The organism is Falsiroseomonas sp. HC035 (assembly GCF_050563525.1).
GTDB lineage: Bacteria > Pseudomonadota > Alphaproteobacteria > Acetobacterales > Acetobacteraceae > Falsiroseomonas.
In genome coordinates this window covers 81,343-101,823 of sequence record NZ_JBNXUN010000004.1, presented here as the reverse complement: position 1 = coordinate 101,823, position 20,481 = coordinate 81,343, and the positions used below count along the sequence as shown (strand labels likewise).

General features: G+C 71.1%; 21 protein-coding genes. 9 read left to right on the top strand and 12 right to left on the bottom strand.

Annotated elements, in window-relative coordinates; translation table 11 throughout:
* Positions 1-35: 35 nt before the first annotated feature.
* A complete protein-coding gene (locus ACLF3G_RS10785; protein ID WP_430669368.1) occupies positions 36-677 on the bottom strand; it encodes a TetR family transcriptional regulator in 642 nt (213 codons plus the stop codon).
* Positions 664-1,689 carry an NAD-dependent epimerase/dehydratase family protein gene (locus ACLF3G_RS10780; protein ID WP_430669367.1) on the bottom strand — a complete coding sequence of 342 codons (1,026 nt, stop codon included), beginning with the start codon at positions 1,687-1,689 and terminating at the stop codon, positions 664-666. The genes ACLF3G_RS10785 and ACLF3G_RS10780 overlap by 14 nt, the downstream gene beginning before the upstream one ends.
* Positions 1,690-1,776: 87 nt before the next feature.
* Between ACLF3G_RS10780 and ACLF3G_RS10775 the strand changes: the two genes are divergently transcribed.
* From ACLF3G_RS10775 to ACLF3G_RS10760, 4 genes are read left to right on the top strand one after another with little or no spacing between them, the layout of a single operon-like run.
* Positions 1,777-2,718, top strand: coding sequence for an SMP-30/gluconolactonase/LRE family protein (locus tag ACLF3G_RS10775; RefSeq protein WP_430669366.1), 942 nt, complete (start codon positions 1,777-1,779; stop codon positions 2,716-2,718).
* 33 nt (positions 2,719-2,751) lie between these two features.
* Positions 2,752-3,927: a bifunctional phosphopantothenoylcysteine decarboxylase/phosphopantothenate--cysteine ligase CoaBC gene (gene coaBC / locus ACLF3G_RS10770; RefSeq protein ID WP_430669365.1), complete on the top strand. Its 1,176-nt coding sequence runs from the start codon at positions 2,752-2,754 to the stop codon at positions 3,925-3,927.
* Between the two features lie 48 nt (positions 3,928-3,975).
* Positions 3,976-5,106 (top strand): peptide chain release factor 2, encoded by a 1,131-nt coding sequence (prfB, locus tag ACLF3G_RS10765; protein WP_430669364.1) that lies wholly within the window; start codon positions 3,976-3,978, stop codon positions 5,104-5,106.
* Entirely contained in the window at positions 5,106-5,963 is an 858-nt protein-coding gene (locus tag ACLF3G_RS10760; protein WP_430669363.1) for a phosphotransferase family protein, read from the top strand. Before prfB ends, ACLF3G_RS10760 begins: the two co-directional genes overlap by 1 nt.
* Positions 5,964-5,967: 4 nt before the next feature.
* Here ACLF3G_RS10760 and ACLF3G_RS10755 read toward each other — a convergent pair whose 3' ends face one another.
* From ACLF3G_RS10755 to ACLF3G_RS10730, 6 genes are all read right to left on the bottom strand, one after another.
* Entirely contained in the window at positions 5,968-7,017 is a 1,050-nt protein-coding gene (locus ACLF3G_RS10755; protein WP_430669362.1) for a maleylacetate reductase, read from the bottom strand.
* Between the two features lie 14 nt (positions 7,018-7,031).
* Positions 7,032-7,721 (bottom strand): ATP-binding cassette domain-containing protein, encoded by a 690-nt coding sequence (locus tag ACLF3G_RS10750; protein ID WP_430669361.1) that lies wholly within the window; start codon positions 7,719-7,721, stop codon positions 7,032-7,034.
* 136 nt (positions 7,722-7,857) lie between these two features.
* Positions 7,858-9,075 carry an ABC transporter permease DevC gene (gene devC, locus ACLF3G_RS10745; RefSeq protein WP_430669360.1) on the bottom strand — a complete coding sequence of 406 codons (1,218 nt, stop codon included), beginning with the start codon at positions 9,073-9,075 and terminating at the stop codon, positions 7,858-7,860.
* Entirely contained in the window at positions 9,068-9,226 is a 159-nt protein-coding gene (locus ACLF3G_RS10740; RefSeq protein ID WP_430669359.1) for a hypothetical protein, read from the bottom strand. The genes devC and ACLF3G_RS10740 overlap by 8 nt, the downstream gene beginning before the upstream one ends.
* The gene (locus tag ACLF3G_RS10735; RefSeq protein WP_430669358.1) at positions 9,223-10,263 is read right to left on the bottom strand and encodes an efflux RND transporter periplasmic adaptor subunit; all 1,041 of its coding nucleotides are present in this window, start codon (positions 10,261-10,263) and stop codon (positions 9,223-9,225) included. The genes ACLF3G_RS10740 and ACLF3G_RS10735 overlap by 4 nt, the downstream gene beginning before the upstream one ends.
* Positions 10,260-10,826 (bottom strand): TetR/AcrR family transcriptional regulator, encoded by a 567-nt coding sequence (locus ACLF3G_RS10730; RefSeq protein WP_430669357.1) that lies wholly within the window; start codon positions 10,824-10,826, stop codon positions 10,260-10,262. Before ACLF3G_RS10730 ends, ACLF3G_RS10735 begins: the two co-directional genes overlap by 4 nt.
* A 67-nt stretch (positions 10,827-10,893) precedes the next feature.
* Here ACLF3G_RS10730 and ACLF3G_RS10725 point away from each other — a divergent pair, with 67 nt between their 5' ends.
* On the top strand, positions 10,894-11,811 hold the full coding sequence (locus ACLF3G_RS10725; protein WP_430669356.1) for a hypothetical protein: 918 nt from the start codon (positions 10,894-10,896) through the stop codon (positions 11,809-11,811).
* Between the two features lie 96 nt (positions 11,812-11,907).
* On the opposite strand, the gene ACLF3G_RS10720 is transcribed toward ACLF3G_RS10725, so the two are convergent.
* On the bottom strand, positions 11,908-13,623 hold the full coding sequence (locus tag ACLF3G_RS10720) for a cation:proton antiporter (RefSeq protein WP_430669355.1): 1,716 nt from the start codon (positions 13,621-13,623) through the stop codon (positions 11,908-11,910).
* Between the two features lie 57 nt (positions 13,624-13,680).
* On the opposite strand from ACLF3G_RS10720, the gene ACLF3G_RS10715 reads away from it, so the two are divergent.
* The 4 genes from ACLF3G_RS10715 to ACLF3G_RS10700 all read left to right on the top strand — a co-directional run bounded on the left by ACLF3G_RS10715 (position 13,681) and on the right by ACLF3G_RS10700 (position 16,484).
* A complete protein-coding gene (locus tag ACLF3G_RS10715; protein WP_430669354.1) occupies positions 13,681-14,526 on the top strand; it encodes an alpha/beta hydrolase in 846 nt (281 codons plus the stop codon).
* Positions 14,523-15,245 carry an SDR family oxidoreductase gene (locus ACLF3G_RS10710; RefSeq protein ID WP_430669353.1) on the top strand — a complete coding sequence of 241 codons (723 nt, stop codon included), beginning with the start codon at positions 14,523-14,525 and terminating at the stop codon, positions 15,243-15,245. The genes ACLF3G_RS10715 and ACLF3G_RS10710 overlap by 4 nt, the downstream gene beginning before the upstream one ends.
* Positions 15,246-15,391: 146 nt before the next feature.
* The gene (locus tag ACLF3G_RS10705) at positions 15,392-15,547 is read left to right on the top strand and encodes a hypothetical protein (protein ID WP_430669352.1); all 156 of its coding nucleotides are present in this window, start codon (positions 15,392-15,394) and stop codon (positions 15,545-15,547) included.
* A 178-nt stretch (positions 15,548-15,725) separates the two neighbouring features.
* A complete protein-coding gene (locus tag ACLF3G_RS10700; protein ID WP_430669351.1) occupies positions 15,726-16,484 on the top strand; it encodes a prephenate dehydrogenase/arogenate dehydrogenase family protein in 759 nt (252 codons plus the stop codon).
* A gap of 6 nt (positions 16,485-16,490) precedes the next feature.
* Here the strand turns inward: ACLF3G_RS10700 and ACLF3G_RS10695 are convergent, their stop codons facing one another.
* The 3 genes from ACLF3G_RS10695 to ACLF3G_RS10685 form a co-directional block, all read right to left on the bottom strand.
* On the bottom strand, positions 16,491-18,521 hold the full coding sequence (locus ACLF3G_RS10695) for a TRAP transporter permease (protein WP_430669350.1): 2,031 nt from the start codon (positions 18,519-18,521) through the stop codon (positions 16,491-16,493).
* Between the two features lie 99 nt (positions 18,522-18,620).
* On the bottom strand, positions 18,621-19,643 hold the full coding sequence (locus ACLF3G_RS10690; protein ID WP_430669349.1) for a TAXI family TRAP transporter solute-binding subunit: 1,023 nt from the start codon (positions 19,641-19,643) through the stop codon (positions 18,621-18,623).
* A gap of 93 nt (positions 19,644-19,736) precedes the next feature.
* The gene (locus ACLF3G_RS10685; RefSeq protein WP_430669348.1) at positions 19,737-20,459 is read right to left on the bottom strand and encodes an FCD domain-containing protein; all 723 of its coding nucleotides are present in this window, start codon (positions 20,457-20,459) and stop codon (positions 19,737-19,739) included.
* Positions 20,460-20,481: the final 22 nt, after the last annotated feature.

Below are 20,481 nucleotides of genomic sequence, written 5' to 3'. Positions count from 1 at the left end.
CCAGACGGTTACTTTGTCGCCAGGCTGGGTTCAGGTCAAGGGCGCAAAAATCCCAGCACGACATCGGCGATGTGCGCCTCCCGCGCTGCGATCGCGGCTTCGGTGTCGAGCTTGGTGCCGAAGATGGTGGACAGCGTGTGGCGGTTCGCGACGTAGAAATGGCCCAGCGCCAGGATGGAGATGTAGAGTTGCATCGCATCCACGCCGTCCCGGAAAACGCCGGCCGCCGCGCCGCGCCGCAGCACCGTGGTCAGCGCGGCGAGCATCGGCGAATACAGCGCGGGCACATGTTCAGAGCGTTGCAGATAGGCGGCGCGGTGCAGGTTTTCCTGGTTCAGCAGGGCCACGAATTCCGGGTGGCGGCTGGTGTAGCGCAGGTTGAACGCGACCAGGCTGGCCATCGCCTCGGCCGGCGGCAGGCTGTCCACCGAAAGCTCCCGCTCCTCCGCGCGCTTGGCGGCGTATGCCTGTTCCAGCACGGTCAGCCAGAGTTCTTCCTTGCTGCCGAAATAGGCGTAGAGCATGCGCTTGTTGGCACCGGCCCGCGCCGCGATCTCGTCCACGCGGCTGCCGGCCATGCCCTTTTCGGCAAACTCCACCAGCGCGGCGTCCAGGATGCGCTGGCGGGTGGCCTTGGCGCGGGCCGAAAGCTGGTGCGCGGGGCTAGAAACGCCCATCCCGGACCTCGAACTTCGTGGCCTTGCCGAGTGCGCGGCCACCGCCGGCCACCCAATCCGCGACCCAGCCCACCAGGGTCAGCAGCGGCACGGTAGGGTAGCCGAAGGTGGCGAAGGCGCGCCCGGCATTGGACAGCAGGGCGGTCGGCGCTTCCTCCCCGGCGAAGCTCACCTCGCGGCCCAGAAGCTGCCCGAATTGCTGCGCCATCCAGCGGATGGACACGGTTTCCGGCCCCGTCACATTCAGCACCGGGCAGGTGTCATCGGCCCGTGCCAGGGCGCGCAGCGTCCAGGCATTGGCGTCGCCCTGCCAGATGACGTTGGCGTGGCCCATGGCGAGCGGCACCGGCGTGCCGGTGGCGACCTTGGTCGCGACGTCATGCAGCACGCCGTAGCGCAAATCGATGGCGTAGTTCAGCCGGATGCCGAAGCAGGCGGTGCCGCGGGATGCCGCTGCGTGCTGGAAGGCGCGTTCCCGGCCGAGGCAGCTCGCGGCGTAGTCGCCGATCGGGGAAGGTGCCGCGGCCTCATCCGGCATTGGGCCGTTCACCGGCCACATCGGCAACACGTTGCCGGTGGAGAAGAACACGATGCGGGACGCGGCCCAGCGCGCCGCGACGCGGGCCGGAAGCTGCACGTTCATCGCCCAGGTCAGCGCCTCGTTGCCCGTGCTGCCGAACTTCCGGGCGGCCATGAACACGACATTGGGCGCATCCGGCAGCGCGGCCAGCGCGGCATCGTCCATCAAATCGGCGGCCAGGCACTCGATTCCCCAGCCCTCCATGCGTTCGCGCAGCCCGGCTTCGGACCAGCGCGCCACGGCGACGACGCGCCGCGTCGGGTCCGCCCGCTTCGCCAGGCGGCACAGCGTCGGTCCCATCTTGCCGGCGGCGCCGAGCACCAGCAGGTCCCCGGGGGCGCGCGCCAGGTCGGCCACCAGCGCCGGGTCGGGGCGGGACATCACCTCCTCCAGCACCGTCTCGTCGGCGATGCGTGCCGGCCATGGACCCATGGTTTCCCTCCTGCCCCAATCGCGCCAGCATGGCCGCCGGCCCGCCCGGCGCCAAGAGAGGCCCGGCCGGCACAAGGAGGAAGCCCGATGACCTGGCAGGAAAGCCTGCGCTACCCCGACCCCGCGATCCGCACGCTGGACCCCGCCTTCAACAAGCTGCGCCTGCCGCTGTCCTCGGTGGAAAGGCTATGGACCGGCAGCCGCTGGGGCGAAGGCCCGGTCTGGCTCGGCGACCAGCGCTGCCTGCTATGGTCCGACATCCCGAACAACCGGGTGCTGCGCTGGGACGAGGAAACCGGCGGCGTCAGCCACTTCCGCAAGCCGTCCGGCAACGCCAACGGCCATACGCGGGACCGCCAGGGCCGCATCGTCGCCTGCGAGCATGGCGGCCGCCGGGTGATACGCCACGAATATGACGGCGCCATTACCATCATCGCCGACAGCTTCGAGGGCAAGCGGCTGAACAGCCCGAACGACGTGGTGGTGAAGTCGGACGGCAGCATCTGGTTCACCGACCCGCCCTTCGGCATCGGCGGCTTCTACGAGGGCGAGAAGCACACGCCCGAGTTGCCACACACCAATGTCTACCGCGTGGATGGGCAGTCCGGCGCCATCACGCTGGTCGCGGACGATGTGGACCACCCGAACGGCCTGGCGTTCAGCCCGGATGAATCCATCCTCTATGTCATCGAAAGCCGGTCGGAGCCGCGCAACATCCTGGCCTATGACTGCGCCGGCAGCACGCTCCGCAACCGCCGGGTCTTCGTGCGGTGCGAGACGGGCGAGACGCCGGATGGTTTCCGCGTCGACACCGGGGGCAACCTCTGGTGTGGCTGGGGCATGGGTGGGCCGGGGATGGATGGCGTGAAGGTGTTCAACGCAGCCGGCGTGCCGATCGGCTTCATCGACCTGCCGGAACGCTGCGCCAATGTCTGCTTCGGCGGACGGCACCGCAACCGGCTGTTCATGGCCGCGGCGCACTCGCTGTACAGCCTGTACGTCAACACCCAGGGCGCCCCGGGGGGGTAGGCCCGCCGCACCCGCACGGGTTACGCTTCCGGCATGGCCAACCTGCTCCTCATCGTCTCCGGCAGCGTCGCCGCCTACAAGGCGCTGGAACTGGTGCGGCTGGCGCGTCGCGCCGGCCATGCCGTGACCCCCATCCTGACCGCCGGCGGCGCCCGCTTCGTGACGAAGGAGGCGCTGGCCGGCATCTCGGGCGCTCGGGTGCATGACGACCTCTGGGCGGCCGAGGCCGAGATCGGCCATATCCGCCTGGCGCGCTGGCCGGACCTGGTGGTGGTGGCGCCAGCCTCGGCCGATCTGCTGGCGAAGATGGCGGCGGGGCTGGCGGATGATTTGGCCTCTACCGTGCTGCTGGCGACGCGCGCGCCGGTGCTGGTGGCGCCGGCCATGAACCCGGCGATGTGGGCGCATCCGGCAACGGTTGCGAACCTGCGAGCCCTGGCCGGGCGCGGCGTGCGGGTGGTGGGGCCGGAGGAGGGTGCGATGGCGGAGCCGGAAAGCGGCCCCGGCCGGCTGGCCGAACCCGCGACGCTGTTCGCCGCGATCCAGGCGACGCTGGCCGATGGCCCGCTGGCCGGACGGCATGTGGTGGTGACCAGCGGGCCAACGCAGGAAGCCATCGACCCGGTGCGCTACATCGCCAACCGCAGCAGTGGGCGGCAGGGCCATGCGATCGCCGCGGCGCTGGCCGCCCTTGGCGCGCGCGTCACGCTGGTCAGCGGCCCGGTCGCGGTGCCGGATCCGGCGGGGGTGGCGGTGGTGCGGGTGGAAAGCGCGCGGGACATGCTGGCGGCGGTGCAGGCGGCGCTGCCGGCGGATGCCGCGGTGTTCGCCGCCGCGGTGGCGGACTTCCGGCCGGCCGATGTCGGGGCGCAGAAGATCAAGAAGGTGCCGGGCGCTCCGCCGCCGGGCCTCGCTTTGGTGCTGAACCCGGACATCCTGGCGACCGTCGCGCAGCACCCCGCGCAGCGCCCGGGGCTGGTGGTGGGCTTTGCCGCGGAAACCCAGGATGTGGTGGCTCACGCGCAGCAGAAGCGCCTGCGCAAGGCCTGCGACTGGATCGTGGCGAACGATGTCTCCGGCGACGTGATGGGCGGCTCGGAGAATGCCGTGCACCTGGTGACGGCGGCGGGGGTGGAGGATTGGCCACGCCTGCCGAAGGAGGAGGTGGCGCGGCGCCTGGCGGCACGGATCGCCCAGGCGCTGGCATAGGGCGCCCAAGTCTCGACAGCCGCCCGGCCGGGCACTAGTGAACCCGCCATGCGCGCCGATGCCGAGAACCTGAAGACCCAGATCGCCGAGGGCCTCGCCCTGCTCCGCGCCCATCTCGACTGGGATGAGGCGGTGCGGCGGCTGGAGGAGTTGAACGCGAAGTCGGAGGACCCGGACCTCTGGACCAAGGCGGATGCCGCCCAGGCCCTGATGCGGGAACGCAACCGCCTGGCCGCCCAGATCGAGGGCGTGCAGAAGCTGGAACGCGACGCGGCGGATGCCATCGAGATGATCGAGATGGCGGAGGCCGAGGGCGATGCCGCCATCGCCGATGCCGCCGTCGAGGACATGAAGCGCTACGCGGCCGAGTTGAAGCACCGCGAGACGGAAAGCCTGCTGGCCGGCGAGGCCGACCAGAACGACGCCTATCTGGAAGTGAACGCCGGCGCCGGCGGCACGGAGGCCCAGGACTGGGCCGAGATGCTGCTGCGCATGTACACCCGCTGGGCGGAGAAGCGCGGCTACAAGCTGTCGCTGACCGAGCAGTCAGACGGCGAGCAGGCCGGCATCAAGTCCGCCACCATCCAGGTCTCCGGCCCCAATGCCTTTGGCTGGCTGAAGACGGAAACCGGCGTGCACCGCCTGGTCCGCATCAGCCCCTTCGATGCGGCGGCGCGCCGGCAGACCAGCTTCGCCAGCGTCTATGTCTATCCGGTGATCGACGACCGGATCGAGATCGAGATCAACCCGGCCGACCTCAAGACCGACACGTTTCGCGCGTCAGGCGCCGGCGGGCAGCACGTCAACAAGACGGAATCGGGCGTGCGCTTCACCCATATTCCGACCGGCGTGGTCGCCGCCTCGACCCAGGACCGCAGCCAGCACAAGAACCGCGCCATCGCGATGGAGATGCTGAAGGCGCGGCTGTACGAGCTGGAGTTGCGCAAGCGGGAGGCGATCAGCGACGCGGTCGAGGCGGGAAAAACCGATATCGGCTGGGGCCACCAGATTCGCAGCTATGTCCTGCAACCCTACCAGATGGTGAAGGACCTGCGGACCGGCGTGGAGAAGGGCAACCCCGCCGCCGTGTTGGATGGCGAGATCGACGACTTCATGGCCGCCGCCCTGGCGCTGCGCGTCGGCACCACGCGATCGGACGCCAGCGCCAAGGCGGATTGATGCAGGCGGCGCGGGACGCGATCCTCGCCGCTTTCCCAGACCTTGCGGGCGCCCGCTTCACCGAACTGGCGGATGGCTGGGAAAGCCTCGCCATAGATGTCGACGGCGCGTTGATCTTTCGCTTTCCCCGATTCGAACGCGGCCATGACCAGCTGGCGCGGGAGGCGCGGCTGCTGGCGGTGCTGGCCCCGGCCCTCACGTTGCCGGTGCCGCGCACGCAGTTCCATCCCGGCCCGCCCGCCTTTGCCTGGCACCGCAGGCTGCCAGGCGAGACGCTGCTGGCCCCGCACTACGCCGCATTGCCGGAGCCGGCGCGCGACCGGCTGGCGGAGGATCTGGCCCGCTTCGCGGCGGAACTGCACGGGCTGGACCCGGCCCCGCTGCGGCAGGCCGGCGCCGAGGCGATGTGGGACTGGCCCTCGCCCGAGAGCATCCTGCGCGACGCCTGGCCGCGCCTGCCGCCCGGACTGCAAACCTTCGCGGAGCGGATCGCGGCCGCGTGCGCGGCGCTGCCGGCCGACCCAGGCGGCACCGTGTTCGGGCATTTCGACACGCATGGCTGGAACCTCGCCTTCGACCACGCGGCGAGCCGCCTGCACGGCGTGTTCGACTTCGCCGGCAGCGGCTTCGGGGCACTGCACCGGGATTTCGTGGCGCAGAACTTCATCGACCCCGACGTGACCCGCCGCATCCTGCCGCGCTACGAGATGTTGACAGGCCGCCGGCTCGACCGCCGCCGGATCCAGCTGCTGACCGGCCTGCAACGACTGATGGAGCTGGGCGAGGCGACCGAGGCGCAGGTCGCGCGCTTCGGGCTGCTGGAGAATGTGCGGGCCTGGGCGGCGGCGATGCGCTGAACCCTCAGCGCCCGAGGAAGGCGGTGCCGAGCAGGTCCCGGATGCCCTGCCGCGTCACCGGCCGCGGATTGGCGTAGGGGTTGCCCGCGGCGATCTCCGCCGCCTGGTCGAGGTCCGCTTCCCGCAGGCCCAGCGCGGCCAGGCTGCGCGGCGCGCCGATGCGGGCGGACAGGGCGAACAGCCCCTCCACCGCATCCGCCGCCCCCAGCGCCCGCGCCACCCGCGCCATCGCCTCCGGCGCCGCCGCGGCGTTGTAGGCGGCGGCATATGGCAGCACCGCCGCGTGGGTTTCCGCATGCGGCAGGCCGAAGCTGCCGCCGAGGACGTGGCACAGCTTGTGGTGCAGGGAGACGGTGACGCTGCCGAGGCAGGCCCCGGCGAGCCAGGCGCCGCGCAGCGCCTCCGCCCGCGCGGGCCGGTCCGCGGAACGATCGACCAGCACCGGCAAGGCGGCGGCCAGGGCACGGATCGACTCCTCCGCCATCAGGGAGGTCACCGGGTTGGCATCCGGCGCGTACAGCGCCTCCACCGCATGGGCCATGGCGTTCAGGCCGCTGGTCGCGGTCAGTGCCGGGGGCAGGCCCATCGTCAGCGCCACGTCGTAGATCACGACCTCCGGCAGCACCTTGGCCGAGCGGATGGTCTGCTTTTCGCGACCCGCGGTCTGGCCGAGGATCGGTGTCATCTCCGATCCCGCATAGGTCGTCGGCACCGCCACCTGCGGCAGGTCCGTCCGCAGCGCCAGCGCCTTGCCGAGGCCGATGGCGGAGCCGCCGCCGACGGCGACGAGGCCATCGGCGCGCATCGCCTCCAGCTCGACCAGCGCCGCCTCCGTCACCTCCACCGGCGCATGCATCGCCGCGCGGGCGATGACGCCGGCACACAGCGGGCCGACTTGCGCGGCCAGCGCCTCGCCGCGTGCGGCCTGGGACGGCGTGACGAGGATGGCGACGCGTTTCAGGCCGAGGCGGGCCACCTCCTCGCCCAATTCCGCGAGCGTGCCGTCGCCGAAGATCACGCGCATCGGCGCGGCGGTGTAGATGAAGCGCTGCATGGAAGCTGTCCCTGTCAGGCCTTGGCGGTCTCGCCGGCGACGATGCGCCCATCCTCCATCGCCACGATGCGATCCGCGATATCCAGGATGCGCGGGTCGTGGGTGACCAGCAGGATCGGCACGCCGCGCGATTTCGCAAGGCCGCGCAGCAGGTGCACCACCTCCTGCCCGCTGGCCTTGTCGAGCGCGGCGGTGGGCTCGTCCGCCAGCACCAGGCCGGGGTCGGTGGCCAGCGCGCGCGCGACGGAGACGCGCTGGCGCTGGCCGCCGGAAAGCTGCGAGGGCAGCTTGTCCAGGTGGTCTGCCAGTCCGACCTGGCGGAGGATGTCGGCGGCGCGGGACAGGCGGCCGGCCTCGGCGGTCGCGCCATCCTGTTCCATCGCCATCGCCACGTTCTGCCGCGCCGTCAGGAAGCCCAGCAGATTGTGGTTCTGGAAGATGAAGCCGATGCGCCGGCGCAGCGCCACGCGGGTGCGTTCATTGGCGCCGCGCAGTTCCTGCCCCAGCACGCGGGCGCTGCCGTCCTGCATTGCGCGCAACGCGCCGATCAGCGTCAGAAGCGTGGTCTTGCCGCTGCCGGAGGGTCCGGTGAGCAGCACGATCTCGCCGGGCTCGACCGAGAGGTCGACGTCGCGCAGCACCGGGCGGCGAAGGTCGCCCTCGCCATAGGCGTAGGTGACGTTGGAGAGCAGGACGGGGATCATCAGTCGCGACCTGCGCCTGCCGAAGGCAGGCGAGCGCCCGAACGGGCGCCGCCGCTCATGCGGCGCAGCCAAGCCTGCGGATGCGGGCGCCGGCGATTGATGGCGAATCGCCCACGATCTGCAGGATTGCGCATGTTCAAAACATGTCCGCCGGGTTGGCGTCGCGCAGCTTGCGCATCGCCAGCAGGCCGGCCACCGCGCACATGGTGAAGATCATGGCGAAGACGCTGGTGGCGCGGGCGATGTCCATCGCCAGCGGCAGGAAGGTGGCGCCGCCGACGACGTCGTACAGGAAGGCGGAGATGGCGAGGCCGGGCATGAAGCCCGCGACGGCCAGGATCAGCGCGGCGCCCAGCACGACGCGGCCGAGATAGCCGTTCGAGTAGCCCATCGCCTTCAGCGTCGCATATTCCTTCAGGTGGCCGGCGATGTCGGAAAACAGGATCTGGTAGACGATGACCATGCCGACGACGAGGCCCATCAGGCTGCCGAAGGCGAAGATGAAACCGATCGGCGTCGCTTCCTCCCAGTACCGCCGTTCATGCGCGTTCAGCTCGGCCTGGGTCAGCACCATGACATCCGCCGGCAACAGCGCCCGCAGCCGCTGCTGTGTAGCCGCGATGTCGCTGCCCGGGCGCAGCCGGATCGCGACGAGATCCACGGCAGAGACCAGGCGTTCCTTCACCAGCCTGCGAAAGTTCACGTCGGACAGCACGATGTTGCCGTCGGCACCGAAAGATGGCCCGATCTCGATCAGGCCGACCACCTGCATGTCGCGGTTGCCGACCTGCACCTCGAACGGCCCGCGTTCCTCCAGCAGCCGCGACACGGCGCCGAATTCGGGGCGGGATCGTGCATCGAAGGCGATGGTGTCGGTGCGCTTCAACTGCTCCAGGATCGGCGCCAGGCCGGGAAACTCCAGCACCCCCGCATCGGTATCGACGCCAATGAGCTGGATGGAGCGGCGGCTGCCATCCTCGGGGTTCCGCCAGGTGGCCTGCGCCAGGTAGACCGGGACCGCACGCTCCACCTCGGGCAGCGCCAGCGCCTGGTAGGCCCGCACGCGCGGGAAGGGTTCGGGGCGGAAGCTGGCCGTGGTCAGCGGGTGCATCAGGAACAGGTCGCCGCGCATGGCGCCGATCAGCGCCGTGGCGCTGTCGAACAGCGCGGCGCGGAAGCCAAGCTGCATGAAGACCAGCACGCAGGCGAACATCACGCCCGCGATCGCGGAAGCGAGGCGGGCCTTCTCCGACCACAGCTGCCGCCAGGCCAGACGAATTGCCAGCAGCGTGCCGGTGCCGATGCCGGGCGGGCGCCGCAGCGTGGCGGCGCGGGGCAGCGCGCCGTCAGGCATGCAGGCCCAGCCATGCGGCAAGCCGCGCCCAGAAGCCCGGTCGCGGTGGCGGCGCAGGCAGGCTGGCCTCGCCGTTGCGTTCCGGCGCCCAGGGCAGCAGCGGAAGCGGCTCGGCGCTGAAATCAGGGGAGATTCGCGAAAACTTGTTCATGGCCGGATCGCCACCTGCACCTGCATGTTGGATCGCCGCGCCAGCGCCGCCACGCCATCGGCACCGAGGGTCAGCCGCACCTCCACCGTGCGCGCATCCACCGCCGCCACCGGGTCCGTCGTCGCCTGCGTCACGCGGCGCACCTGCCAGCCGATCTCGCGCACCGTCGCCGCGAAGCGGCGCGCTTCGCCGGGCACCAGGATCTCGGCGGCGGCGCCGGGGCGCAGGCGCGGCAGGTCGGTCTCGAAGATCTCGGCGACCACGTCCATGGCGGACAGGTCTGCGAGTTCCAGCACGCCGTCGGTGCCCACCCCCTCGCCCTCCCGCGCCAGCACGCGCAGCACGGTGCCGGCGATGGGGGCGCGCAGCCGGGCCATGCCGGCTTCGGCGCGGGCGCGCGCCACGGCGGCCTCGGCGGCGGCGAGTTCCGCCTCGGCCAGCGCCAGGTCCTCGGCGCGTGGGCTCAGCAGCGTATCGAGCGTGGCCTCGGCCTCGGCGCGTTCGGCGCGGGCGCGGGTGGCGGCGAAGCGGTTGCGCTCGGCCACCGCCTCGGCGCCGGCGCCGCTGGCCTGCAGGCGCTCGGCGCGCTCGGCCTCCCGGCGTGCGGAGGCCTCGGCGGCGCGCAGCGCTTCGACCCGGGCGCGCTGGGCAGCGACCTCCGAAGGGCGGCCGGCGGCGCGGGTGCGGGCCAGGCGGGCGCGGGACTGGGCGAGCTGCGCCTCGGCCTCGGCGAAGGCTGCGTCTTTCAGCGCGGCGTCGTGGAACTCGGCGACGATCTGGCCGGCGGCGACGGTGGCGCCTTCCGCCACCAGAAGCCGGCCGATCCGGGTGCCCTGCTGGCCGTTGCCGGGCGACAGACGCAGGATGCGCGATGCGGGTTCGACCCGCCCGAGCGCGCCGACGCCGACCGGGCCTGCCGGTGCGGCGGCCGGCGGCGGGGCGGCGGGCTGCGCCGCGCCGCCGAGGGCGACATAGCCACCGCCTGCGGCCACCAGGACCAGCGCCACGGCGCCCAAAAACTTGCCGCGGCGCGTCATGCCACCGGCTCCAGCAGGCGTTCCAGCGCGACACGGACCCCGGCCAACTCCTCGGTGTTCAGGCTGTAGAGGCCGAAGAGATGGGCCATGAACAGGCCGTCCGTCGCGCACATGATGGCCTGCGCCGCGCCTGGCGGCAGCGCGTCGGCGGCCAGCGCCGCGCGCATCCGGGCGAACACGGCGCGCACCGGGTCCAGCAGCGCCGGATCGTGGTGGAAGGCCGCCAGGAACACCGCGGCGGCACGGTCCTGGTTGGCGCAGGCGGCAGAGGGCTCGTCGAAGGCCCAGGCCAGCATGGCGCGGGCGGCGCGGCCCGGACCTTCCGCCTGGTTGGCGACGGTGGCGTCGAAATCCGCGGAGATGGTGGCGGCCAGCCGGCCGAGCATCCCAGTCAGCAGCGCTTCCTTGGACGCGAAATGGTACAGCAGCCCGCCCTTGGACACGCCGGCATCCCGCGCCGCCGCCTCCAGCGTCAACGCCGGCACGCCGCGCGCCTGCACGATGGCCTCCGCGGCATCGAGGATACGGGTGCGGGCTTCGGGAAGCGGCGGGCTGTCGTTCATTACGATTTAACTATACCGGCTGGACGGTTTGTCAAGAACCAAGCCGGCTTTCCCCTGCTCGGGGCTGGTGCTAGAAATTTTTAATCCAAAAGAAAATCAGCAGCACGAGATCAACGTGACCGACGGAAGCACTCCCGAAGCCGAAGACTTTCCGCGCCTCGTCAAGCGCCTTGAGGCGTTCAAGGCCTTCCGCCCACGCCTGAATGTCGTGGGGCAGTTCGATCACTTCAAACCGTCCGTGCTGGGGCAAGTCGCCCAGGGCTGCCTCGACGTGCGCTCCGTCACCGGGCCGGATCAGGTCGCTGATCCGGTTCCCAACGAAGCCTGGATCAGATGGGCGCCACACTCTCGGTATGCGATCCCGACCGACCTGCGGGCGGCGGTTCCGGCATCGGCTCACATCATCAACGATACCCACTTCAACTGCGACAAGCGGTCAGTCTCGCTCGGCTTCGAACGGGTCTTCGGGTACAGCGTTGGGATCGATCCGCTCGCGCACGTCGGGGAGGGGGTCGCCAAGTCACGCCAGAACGCGGCCCATGATGGCCGGATCATGCGCTTTCCGATCGAGGCAGCCAAACCAGGGACCGCCTACGAACGGGTCGTCAACAATCAGGTCGGCAACTACGTCTGCGATTTCCGCGTGCCCATCGTGCTTGGGCGCATCCCCTTCATCTACCTCAAGTTCCGCCCCCATGCGACGCGGTTCTCCAACACCAACAGCTGGGCTCGCATCTGCTCGCCGCTCGATGTGATGTCGCCGGGAGAACTCAGGTCGATCGTGCTGTTTTCACAGCACATCGGTCTCGAGTATGGCGAGCTCGACGTTCTGCGCGACCTTGATGAGGGGCGCATCTACGTGGTCGACGCCAACAACACGCCCTATGGCCCGCCAAATGGGTTGGCCGCGGAAGCACGGGACCTCGCAATCCGGTTGCTGCGGTACTGCATACTGGATCGGGTCTTTCGGCTTGCGACGCCGTAGGTCGCACCGGGCGGGTCCGCATTGCGGGACCTCCTCCGTCATCCGCTCCGGGATCCGCCACGGCCTTTCGCGGGGAGCCGAACCGGCCGGATCCTGTCAGCCGACGCTGACGTCCCGCAGCTTCCGCCGCCGCAGCACGTCCACCGTCGCCTGCGCCGTGCTGGCAGCGAGGCCGAGCCGCTGCATGGCGTAGTCCGCCATGCCGAGCGCGATCTCGCGCTCCCCCATCATCACCAGGCCGACGCCGGCCTCGGCCTCCAGCCAAACCGCCTCGGTTTCCGTGTGGCTGCGCACCACGGTCAGGATGGCGGGGTTGTACAGCCGCGCGAGGCGCAGCACCTCCCGCGCCTCCAGCGCGCCGGGCAGGGCCAGGATCAGGATGCGGGCGCGTTCCGGGGCGGCGGCGTGCAGTACCTCCGGCCGGCTGGCGTCGCCCCAGATGGCGGGGATGCCCTCCGCGATCAGGCGCTCGGCGCCGGCGCGGTCCTCCTCCACCACGATCAGCGGCAGGTGGTGGCGGCGCAGCGCGCCGATGATGGTGCCACCGACCCGGCCGGCGCCGACGATGATGGCGTGGTCGGCCAGCACCGGCCAGGGGGCGGACAAATGGGTGGGCGGCGCGGCGGGGCAAGGTTTTGGCGTGCGGCGCGCCATGCGGCGTTCGACATGCGGCGCCAGCGCCTCGGCCACCTTCAGCAGCAGGGGGGTGGCGATGATGCTGCCGATGGCGGCCATCAGCACCGGGCCGCGCACCGTCTCCGGCAGCAGGCCCTGGCGGATGGAGACTTCGGTCAGCAGGAAGGAGAATTCCCCGATCTGCGACAGCCCGGCGGCGACCAGCAGCGCGACGCGCGGCGGCGTGCCCATCAGCAGCAGCAAACCCAGCACGCTGCCGCCGATCGCCAGCATGACGGACACGGTGGCCGCCAGCGCCGCGACTGGCTGGCCGGAAACCTGCGACAGGTCCAGCAGTAGCCCGACCGAGACAAAGAAGATGGCGGAGAAGATGCGGGTCAGCGGCGTCGCCTCCGCCGCGGCCTGGTGGCCGACATCGCTCTCCCCCAGCAGCACCCCGGCAAAGAAGGCGCCGAGCGCGAAGGACACCCCGAACAGGGACGATGCCAGCACCGCGACGCCCAACGCGGCGGCGAGCACCGCCAGGGTGAACAACTCCCGCGACCCGCCGCGCGCCACCAGCTTCAGCGCCCAGGGCAGCACGCGCCGGCCGACCAGCATCATCAGCAGCACGAAGGCGACCAGCGACAGCGCCGCCTTGCCGAGTTCCAGCGTCAGCGAGCCTTCGCCGTGCCCCGCCAGCGCCGGCAGCAGCACCAGCGCGAAGACCACCACCAGGTCCTGCATCACTAGCCAGCCGAGCGCGATGCGCCCGGCCGCGCCGCCGAGCTTGCCACGCTCCTCCAGCGATTTGGTCGCGACGGCGGTTGAGGAGATGGCGAGCGCCAAGCCGAAGGCCAGCGCCGGCACCGGCGCCAGCCCGAGCAGCGCATGCCCCACCACGGCGCCGACAAGCAGCGCCACCGCGATCTGCGCCACCGCCCCCGGCACCGCCACGCGCCAGACCGCCAGCAGGTCCTTCGCCCGGAAATGCAGGCCGATGCTGAACAGCAGCAGCGCCACGCCGATTTCCGCCATGGCCGAGACCATCCCGCGTTCGGCTACCGCGCCGGGCAGCCAGGGGCCGATCAGCATGCCGGCGGCGATGTAGCCGATCAGCGCCGGCAGCCGCAGCAGGCGTGCGCCGGAGCCCATGATGAAGGCGAGCAGGATGCAGGCGACGATGGTCGCCAGCATGGGGTCTGGTCCGTGCGGCATGTCCTGACGATAGCGCGTGATGCCGGTGCCTGACAGTTGTCGCCGACCGCGCGCCTTGCCACCATGGCCGGGATGCGCGCCCCCGACCCTTTCGAGCTGAACTTCGCCCGCGGCACCATGCTGGCCTGGGAGCCTCCGGCCGCCCGTGCCGGGGCACCGGCGCTGCTGCTGCTGCACGGCGCGGCCTGCGGCGCCTGGGTCTGGGCGGAGGGTTTCGGCAGCCGGCTGGCCACAGCGGGGTTCGAGGTGTTCGCGCCCGGCTTCAACCGGGCGCGGGAGGGCCGGGCGGCGGGCCTCGCCGACTTCACCGAGGATGCGCGGGCGGCGCTCGGCGCGCTGCGCCGGCGCGTGGTGCTGGTGGGCCATTCACTCGGCGGCCTGGTGGCGCAGCGGCTGCTGGATGCGCCGGCGGTGGCCGGCATGGCGCTGCTGGCGCCGGTGCCGCCGGAGGGGCTGGCCTGGGCCAACTGGCGTCTGGCGATGGCCGACCCGCCGCTGTGGCGCGCCGTGGCCCGCATGGCGGAACCGGCGGGTAGCCCGGCCGAGGCCGCCATCCTGCGCCGTGCCCTGTTCGGACCGGCGCTGCCGGAGATCCTGGCGCTGCACCACCTGTCCCGGATGGGCGTCGAGAGCCGCGTGGCGCTGCTGGAGGCCCAGGCGCCGCAGCCGGTGGCGCCGGCCTGGGGCCTTTGCAAGCCGGCGGTGGTGTTCGGCGGCAGGCGGGACCCGCTGGTGCCGCCGGATGCCGTGGTCCGCACCGCCGCCTGGCACGCCGCCCCCTTCGCGCTGCTCGACGGCATGGCGCATGCGATGATGCTGGATGCCGGCTGGGAAGGCCTGGCGGACCGGCTGACCAACTGGCTGGAGGAAACCTACAGGTGAGCGAAGCCGTGCTGGTGACCGGCGGCTCGGGCGGCATCGGCCGCGCCGTGGCGCAGCGGGCGGCGGAAGCCGGGTGGCGCGTGGTCAACCTGGACCTGCGCCCGCCGGATGCGCCGCTGCCGCGCGAGGTGTTTCGCGAGTGCGATTTCTCCGACCTTGCCGCCACCCGGGCGGTCCTGGCCGAGGTCGCGGACCAGCACGCGCCGACGCGGCTGGTGAACAATGTGGGCGTGGTGAAGCCGGCCTCGCTGGAGGAGACCTCGGTCGAGGACCTGGCGACGGTCATGGATGTGAACCTGCGCAGCGCCGTGCTGGCGGCGCAGGCGCTGCTGCCGGCGATGCGGGCGGCGGGCTTCGGGCGCATCGTCAACATCGCCTCCCGCGCCGCGCTAGGGAAGGAATTGCGGACCGCCTATGGGGCGAGCAAGGCCGGGCTGATCGGGCTGGCGCGAACCTGGGCGCTGGAACTGGCGGCCGACGGCATCACGGTGAACGCCATCGGGCCGGGGCCGATCGCGACGGAGTTGTTCAAGCGCGCCAACCCGGACAACAGCCCGCGCACCCGCGCCATCATCGAGGGCGTGCCGGTGAAGCGGCTGGGCACGCCGGAAGATGTGGCGAATGGCGTGCAGTTCTTCCTGGATGCGCGCAGCGGCTTCGTGACCGGGCAGGTGCTTTACGTGTGCGGCGGGCTGACGGTGGGGCTGGCGCCGGTTTAGCGGGAACCGTTCCAGCAAGAAGCCTTCCATGTACCACGTCGGCTACTTCAACCACGGCACCACCCTGCGCTTCATCGGAGCCTTCCTCGGCGCGATCCCGGTGGCTGTCCTGCTGGTCGCATGGATCGTCTTCAGCGCCTGTTCGGATGCCTTCAGGGAAAAGGACCATCCCGGCCTTCGCCACCGGCGTCATCCACGACCTGCTGCTGGGGTTCGGCCTCTATCTCGGCCTGTGGCTGGACAGTTGCGGAGCCGCCAGGCCCGGCGCCGGCCTCGGGCCGGATGACCCCGAGACGGCTTGACAGGACGCCGCGACGGCCGCCTGATCCCACCATGAACCACACGCCCGCCAGCCCCAGCCGGTATTACGCGCCGCTTTCATAGCGGCGGGGTGCGTCATGTTCCCTCAACCGCCTCGTCCCTGGCGGTTGCGGTTTCCGAAGAACCTCCAGTCGTCGAAGCGCCCTCGGAGATCGCACGATGTTGGAGTTGTCTGAGGGATCACCCCTCCCCGGCCTGGGACTGATCGGCTTTGGTGCCTTCGGCCGGCTGATGGCGCGGCACCTGGCCCCGCATTTCAGGCTGCTGGTCCACGACGTGGCGCCTGGCCTGGCCCCGGAACCGGGCGTGACCTTCACCGGGCTCGCCACCGCCGCCCGCTGCCGCATCGTGGTCCTCGCGGTGCCGGTGGACCGGCTGGGCGAGGCCATCGCGGCGCTGCGGCCGCATCTGCGGCCCGGCACCGTGGTGGTGGATGTCGGCTCGGTGAAGGTGGTGCCCGCGCGGATCATGCTGGAGGCGCTGCCCCCCGATGTGGACATCGTCGGCACCCATCCGTTGTTCGGTCCACAGAGCGCACGGGCCGGGATCGCCGGGCTGAAGCTGGCGCTCTGCCAGGTTCGCGGCCGCAGCGCCTTCCGGGTCGCGGCGTTCCTCCGCCGTCACCTGCGGCTGCGCGTCATCCTGACCACGCCGGAAAAGCACGACCGGGAGATGGCCGTGGCGCAGGGCCTAACCCACCTGATCGCCGCCGTGCTGGTGCGCATGGAGCCGCTGCCGACCCACATGACAACGCGCAGCTTCGACCTGCTGATGCAGGCGGTGGAGATGGTGCGCCACGATGCGCCGGGCGTCTTCGAGGCGATCGAGCGCGGCAACCCCTACGCCGCCGCGGTGCGGGATCGCTTCCTGGGCCTGACCGCCGGGCTGCGGGAGACGCTGGATCACCCGGCGGGTTGAGCCGGTTCAGGCGGGCGCCACCGCCACCCGCCGGCTGCGTACGAAGTTCCACGCCAGGATCGGCGCGGCGATGGCAACGCCCACCGCCGTCAGCGGCCCGCTCGGCGAGATCGTCATCAGCGCCGCCAGCACCAGCCCGACCTGGGACCCGATCCCCATATGGGTGAAGGCGTATCCCGTCAGCCCGATGCCCAGAACCAGCACGCCGAGTGCGCAGGTGATGGTGACGAACAGGAAGCTGGCCAGGGTGAAGTCATCGACCATGATGAGCATCACCGGCGCATAGGCGAAGACGAAGGGCACGGTCGCCTTGGCAGTACCCAGGCGGAATGCCGTCAGGCCGGTGCGGAACGGGTTGGACCCGGCGATGCCGGCCGCCGCATAGGCCGCGACGCACACCGGCGGCGTGAGGTCCGCCAGGATGCCGTAGTACAGGATGAACAGGTGCGCGGCCAAAGGCGGCACGCCGAGCTGGATCACCGCCGGTGCGGCGATGGCGGCCAGCACGATGTACAGCGCCGTGGTCGGGATGCCGGCGCCCATGACGATGCAGATCAGCGCCACGAACAGCAGCGTCAGGAACAGCGTCAGCCCGGCCAGGCTGCCGAAGCCCGCGGGCAGGATGTCGAGCAACGGCACGAACCACTGCGCCGTGCTGGCCGCCGCCTGCGTCACGATGAAGCCGACGCGGAAGCCGGCGCCGGTCAGCGTCACCACACCCACCACCATGCCGACCGCCGCCGCCGCCGCGCCGACCGCGAGCGCGTAGCGCGCGCCCATGTCCAGCGCTTGCCACAGGTCGCGCAGCGTCAGGCGATTGCGGGGATTGATGAAGCCTACGATGACGCAGGCGGTGATGCCGACGAAGGCCGCGAGATAGGGCGTGTAGCCATCGACGATGACCCAGACCAGCAGGATCAGCGGGATCACCGTGGGCCAGCCATCGCGCACCGTCGGCCACAGCTTCGGAATCTCGGCCTCGGTCATGCCGCGCAGGCCGAGGCGCTTGGCCTCGAAATGCACCTGCACGAAGACGCCCCAGAAGTGCATCGCCGCCGGCACCGCGGCCGCGATCAGCAGCGTGGTCAGCGGAATTTCCAGGAACTCGATCATGACGAAGGCGGCGGCGCCCATGATCGGCGGGGTGATCTGCCCGCCGGCGCTGGCGGCGGCTTCCACGGCGCCGGCGAAGTGCGGCTTGTAGCCGACCTTCTTCATCGCCGGGATGGTCAGCGACCCGGTGGTGACGGTGTTGGCGATGGAGGAGCCGCTGATGGAGCCGAACATGGCGGAGGCGAGCACCGCGACCTTCGCCGGCCCGCCCGGATAGCGCCCGGCGATGATGCTGGCGAGGTCGATGAAGAACTGGCCGAGGCCCATCCGCGTCGCGATCACGCCGAACAGCACGAAGTGGAAGACGAAGGTGGCGACCACCTTGGCCGGGATGCCGAAGATGCCCTCACCGGTCAGGTACACGTGGTTGACGAAGCCGGCCCAGTCGGAGCCCGGATGCGCCAGCACGCCGGACAGCAGGTTGCCCCACAGGGCGTAGGCGATGAAGACGCAGACGATGATGGGCAGGATAGGCCCCATCGCGCGCCGCGTCGCCTCCAGCACCAGCACCACCATGATGGTGCCCATCAGCACGTCGGTGTCGCTCGGGTTGCCGATGCGGAAGGTCAGGTCGTCGAAGATCAGCGGCAGGTAGATCGTGGCCGCGATGATCAATCCCGCAAAGATCCAGTCCAGCACCGGCACGCCGCCGAGGCGCGGGCCGATGGACATCAGCCCGCCGGGAAACACCAGGAAGATCAGGCTGAGCACGGCGGCCAGGTGGATGGCCTTGTGCCAGTGCTCGGTCAGGATGCCGAAGCCCGCGGTATAGTAGTGGAACACCGACAGCGCGACGAGCAGCACGGAGACGAGTTGCGCCGTGAAGCCCTTCAGGTCGCGGAAGTGGAGTTCCGAGTCGACCTCCTTCTCCAGCCGAGCGGCGGCATCGAGGTCGAGCTTGGTGGAGGCGGGGGTTCCGCTCATCGGCAGGGTCTCTGTGGCGCTGGAGTCGGTCATGGAGGGACGGCCCGCTGGCCGCCCTCACCCGACCCTCTCCCCCAGGATGGGGGAGAGGGCAAGTCGTCAGCGCAGGATGTTGTTCTCGCGGTAGTAGCGCTCGGCGCCCGGATGGAACGGCACGACGCCGCGGCCGGTCAGCGCGCCTTCCTTGACGATCTCGCGGCCCTTGGCGTGGCCGCGGTCGAGCAGGCCGCGGGTGGTGTCCGACCACAGTGCCTTGGTGATGGCGTAGACGGTCGCTTCCGGCACGCTGTCGCGCACCGCCAGCACGGCGCCCACGGTCAGCGTCGGGACATCGGCCTCCAGGCCCTCATAGGCGGTGCGCGGGATCGTGCCGGTGCCGTAGAAGGGCGCGCGCTCAATCACCTTCTGCGCCTCGGTGCCGCTGATCGGCAGGATGCGGCAGCCGGCGCGGCTGCAGAACTCGGTGAAGGCGGCGGCGGGGTAGCCGACCACGGTGAAGGTCGCGTCCAGGCCGCGGTCCTGCATGCGCTCCGTGCCCTGCGCCTGGTTCAGGAACTCCGCCGTGTACTCGCGGCCGGCGCGCAGGCCGTTGGCTTCCAGGATCATCTCCGCGCCGATGCGCGCGCCGCTGGCCTGCAGGCCGATGGCGATGCGCTTGCCCTGCAGGTCGGAGAAGCCGCGGATGGCGCTGTCGCGGCGCACCACGGCGTGGATGTGCTCGGGGAACAGGTGCGCCACGAAGCGCAGGCGGTCCACCTTCGGCCGGCCCTCGAACAGGCCGGTGCCCGTGTAGGACCAATGCGCCACGTCGGACTGGGTGAAGCCGGCCTCGGCATTGCCGGACTGGATCAGGTTGACGTTCTGCACGCTGCCCTGCGTGGCGACCGCGACGGCCACCATGCCGGGCACGCCATCGGTCGCGCCGGCCACGTTGCAGGGCGCGCCGGGCGAGCAGGAGATCGCGTTGGCGATGATGCCGCCGATCGGATAGTAGGTGCCGCCGGCCGAGCCGGTCCCGATGCGGAAGAATTGTGGCGCTTGCGCGAAGGACAGTCCGGGGGCCATGGCGGCGCCCGCGGCGGCCAGGCCGAGCCCGCGCCGCGTGATCCTGTGGTCGGTCATCTTCTTGTCTCCCGGTCTGATCTGCCGATCGGTCTGGTCTGCCGATGCGGCGCACCCTAGGCGCGGAATCGTCACCGCGGCAACCGCGGGGCGTCAGCCCGCCGGGCGCGGGCGCCGCTTCGGCGCGGCGCGCGCTTCCGCCGGCGTGCTGGCATCCGTCTCCCGGAAACGGCGCTTGCCACCGGCGATATGTGCCTCCCCCGCCGCGCGGGCCGCGGCCGGGTCGCCAGCGGCGATGGCAGCCAGGATGGCGGCGTGCTCGGCGTTGCTTTCGCGCATGTTCTCGGGCTCGACCAGCGCGCGGCGGCGGAACAGGTGCAGCTCGTTTCCGAGGTCCTCGTAGAGCCGTCGGGCGCGCGGGCCGCCGCCATGCGCCAGCAGCGCGGCGTGGAATTCCAGGTTCAGGGCATAATAGGCGGCGGCTGCATCGGCCTCCCGCGCCGCATCCATCCGCTGCACCAGGTCTCCGAGCAGGTCGCGCTGCACCGCCGTCGCCTCCCCGGCCAGGCGGGCGCAGGCGAGGCCGGTGAGCGCGGCGCGCAGATCGTAGATCTCCAGCGCCTCCGCCGCGCTGACGCTGCGGACATAGCTGCCCTGGTTGCGGACGGAGACCACCAGGCCGGAGCGTTCCAGGCCCCGCACCGCCTCCCGCACCGGGCCGCGGGAGACGCCGAGGCGGGTGGCGAGCTGCTGCTCGTTCAGGCGTTCCCCGGCCGCCAGGTTGCCGGCAAGGATCATCGCCTCGATCTCCTGCCCCACGAGGGAGGCGAGGGAGCGGGTGCGTACGATCTCCAGCGCGGAAACATCTTCGGTCATGGTTCGCAGCCTGCCGAGGCGG

Coding starts and splice junctions, on each gene's coding strand:
- ACLF3G_RS10785 (WP_430669368.1), bottom strand. CDS start 677: ATGGGCGTTTCTAGCCCCGCGCACCAGCTTTCGGCCCGCGCCAAGGCC.
- ACLF3G_RS10780 (WP_430669367.1), bottom strand. CDS start 1,689: ATGGGTCCATGGCCGGCACGCATCGCCGACGAGACGGTGCTGGAGGAG.
- ACLF3G_RS10775 (WP_430669366.1), top strand. CDS start 1,777: ATGACCTGGCAGGAAAGCCTGCGCTACCCCGACCCCGCGATCCGCACG.
- coaBC (WP_430669365.1), top strand. CDS start 2,752: ATGGCCAACCTGCTCCTCATCGTCTCCGGCAGCGTCGCCGCCTACAAG.
- prfB (WP_430669364.1), top strand. CDS start 3,976: ATGCGCGCCGATGCCGAGAACCTGAAGACCCAGATCGCCGAGGGCCTC.
- ACLF3G_RS10760 (WP_430669363.1), top strand. CDS start 5,106: ATGCAGGCGGCGCGGGACGCGATCCTCGCCGCTTTCCCAGACCTTGCG.
- ACLF3G_RS10755 (WP_430669362.1), bottom strand. CDS start 7,017: ATGCAGCGCTTCATCTACACCGCCGCGCCGATGCGCGTGATCTTCGGC.
- ACLF3G_RS10750 (WP_430669361.1), bottom strand. CDS start 7,721: ATGATCCCCGTCCTGCTCTCCAACGTCACCTACGCCTATGGCGAGGGC.
- devC (WP_430669360.1), bottom strand. CDS start 9,075: ATGCCTGACGGCGCGCTGCCCCGCGCCGCCACGCTGCGGCGCCCGCCC.
- ACLF3G_RS10740 (WP_430669359.1), bottom strand. CDS start 9,226: ATGAACAAGTTTTCGCGAATCTCCCCTGATTTCAGCGCCGAGCCGCTT.
- ACLF3G_RS10735 (WP_430669358.1), bottom strand. CDS start 10,263: ATGACGCGCCGCGGCAAGTTTTTGGGCGCCGTGGCGCTGGTCCTGGTG.
- ACLF3G_RS10730 (WP_430669357.1), bottom strand. CDS start 10,826: ATGAACGACAGCCCGCCGCTTCCCGAAGCCCGCACCCGTATCCTCGAT.
- ACLF3G_RS10720 (WP_430669355.1), bottom strand. CDS start 13,623: ATGCTGGCGACCATCGTCGCCTGCATCCTGCTCGCCTTCATCATGGGC.
- ACLF3G_RS10705 (WP_430669352.1), top strand. CDS start 15,392: ATGCCTTCAGGGAAAAGGACCATCCCGGCCTTCGCCACCGGCGTCATC.
- ACLF3G_RS10700 (WP_430669351.1), top strand. CDS start 15,726: ATGTTGGAGTTGTCTGAGGGATCACCCCTCCCCGGCCTGGGACTGATC.
- ACLF3G_RS10695 (WP_430669350.1), bottom strand. CDS start 18,521: ATGAGCGGAACCCCCGCCTCCACCAAGCTCGACCTCGATGCCGCCGCT.
- ACLF3G_RS10690 (WP_430669349.1), bottom strand. CDS start 19,643: ATGACCGACCACAGGATCACGCGGCGCGGGCTCGGCCTGGCCGCCGCG.
- ACLF3G_RS10685 (WP_430669348.1), bottom strand. CDS start 20,459: ATGACCGAAGATGTTTCCGCGCTGGAGATCGTACGCACCCGCTCCCTC.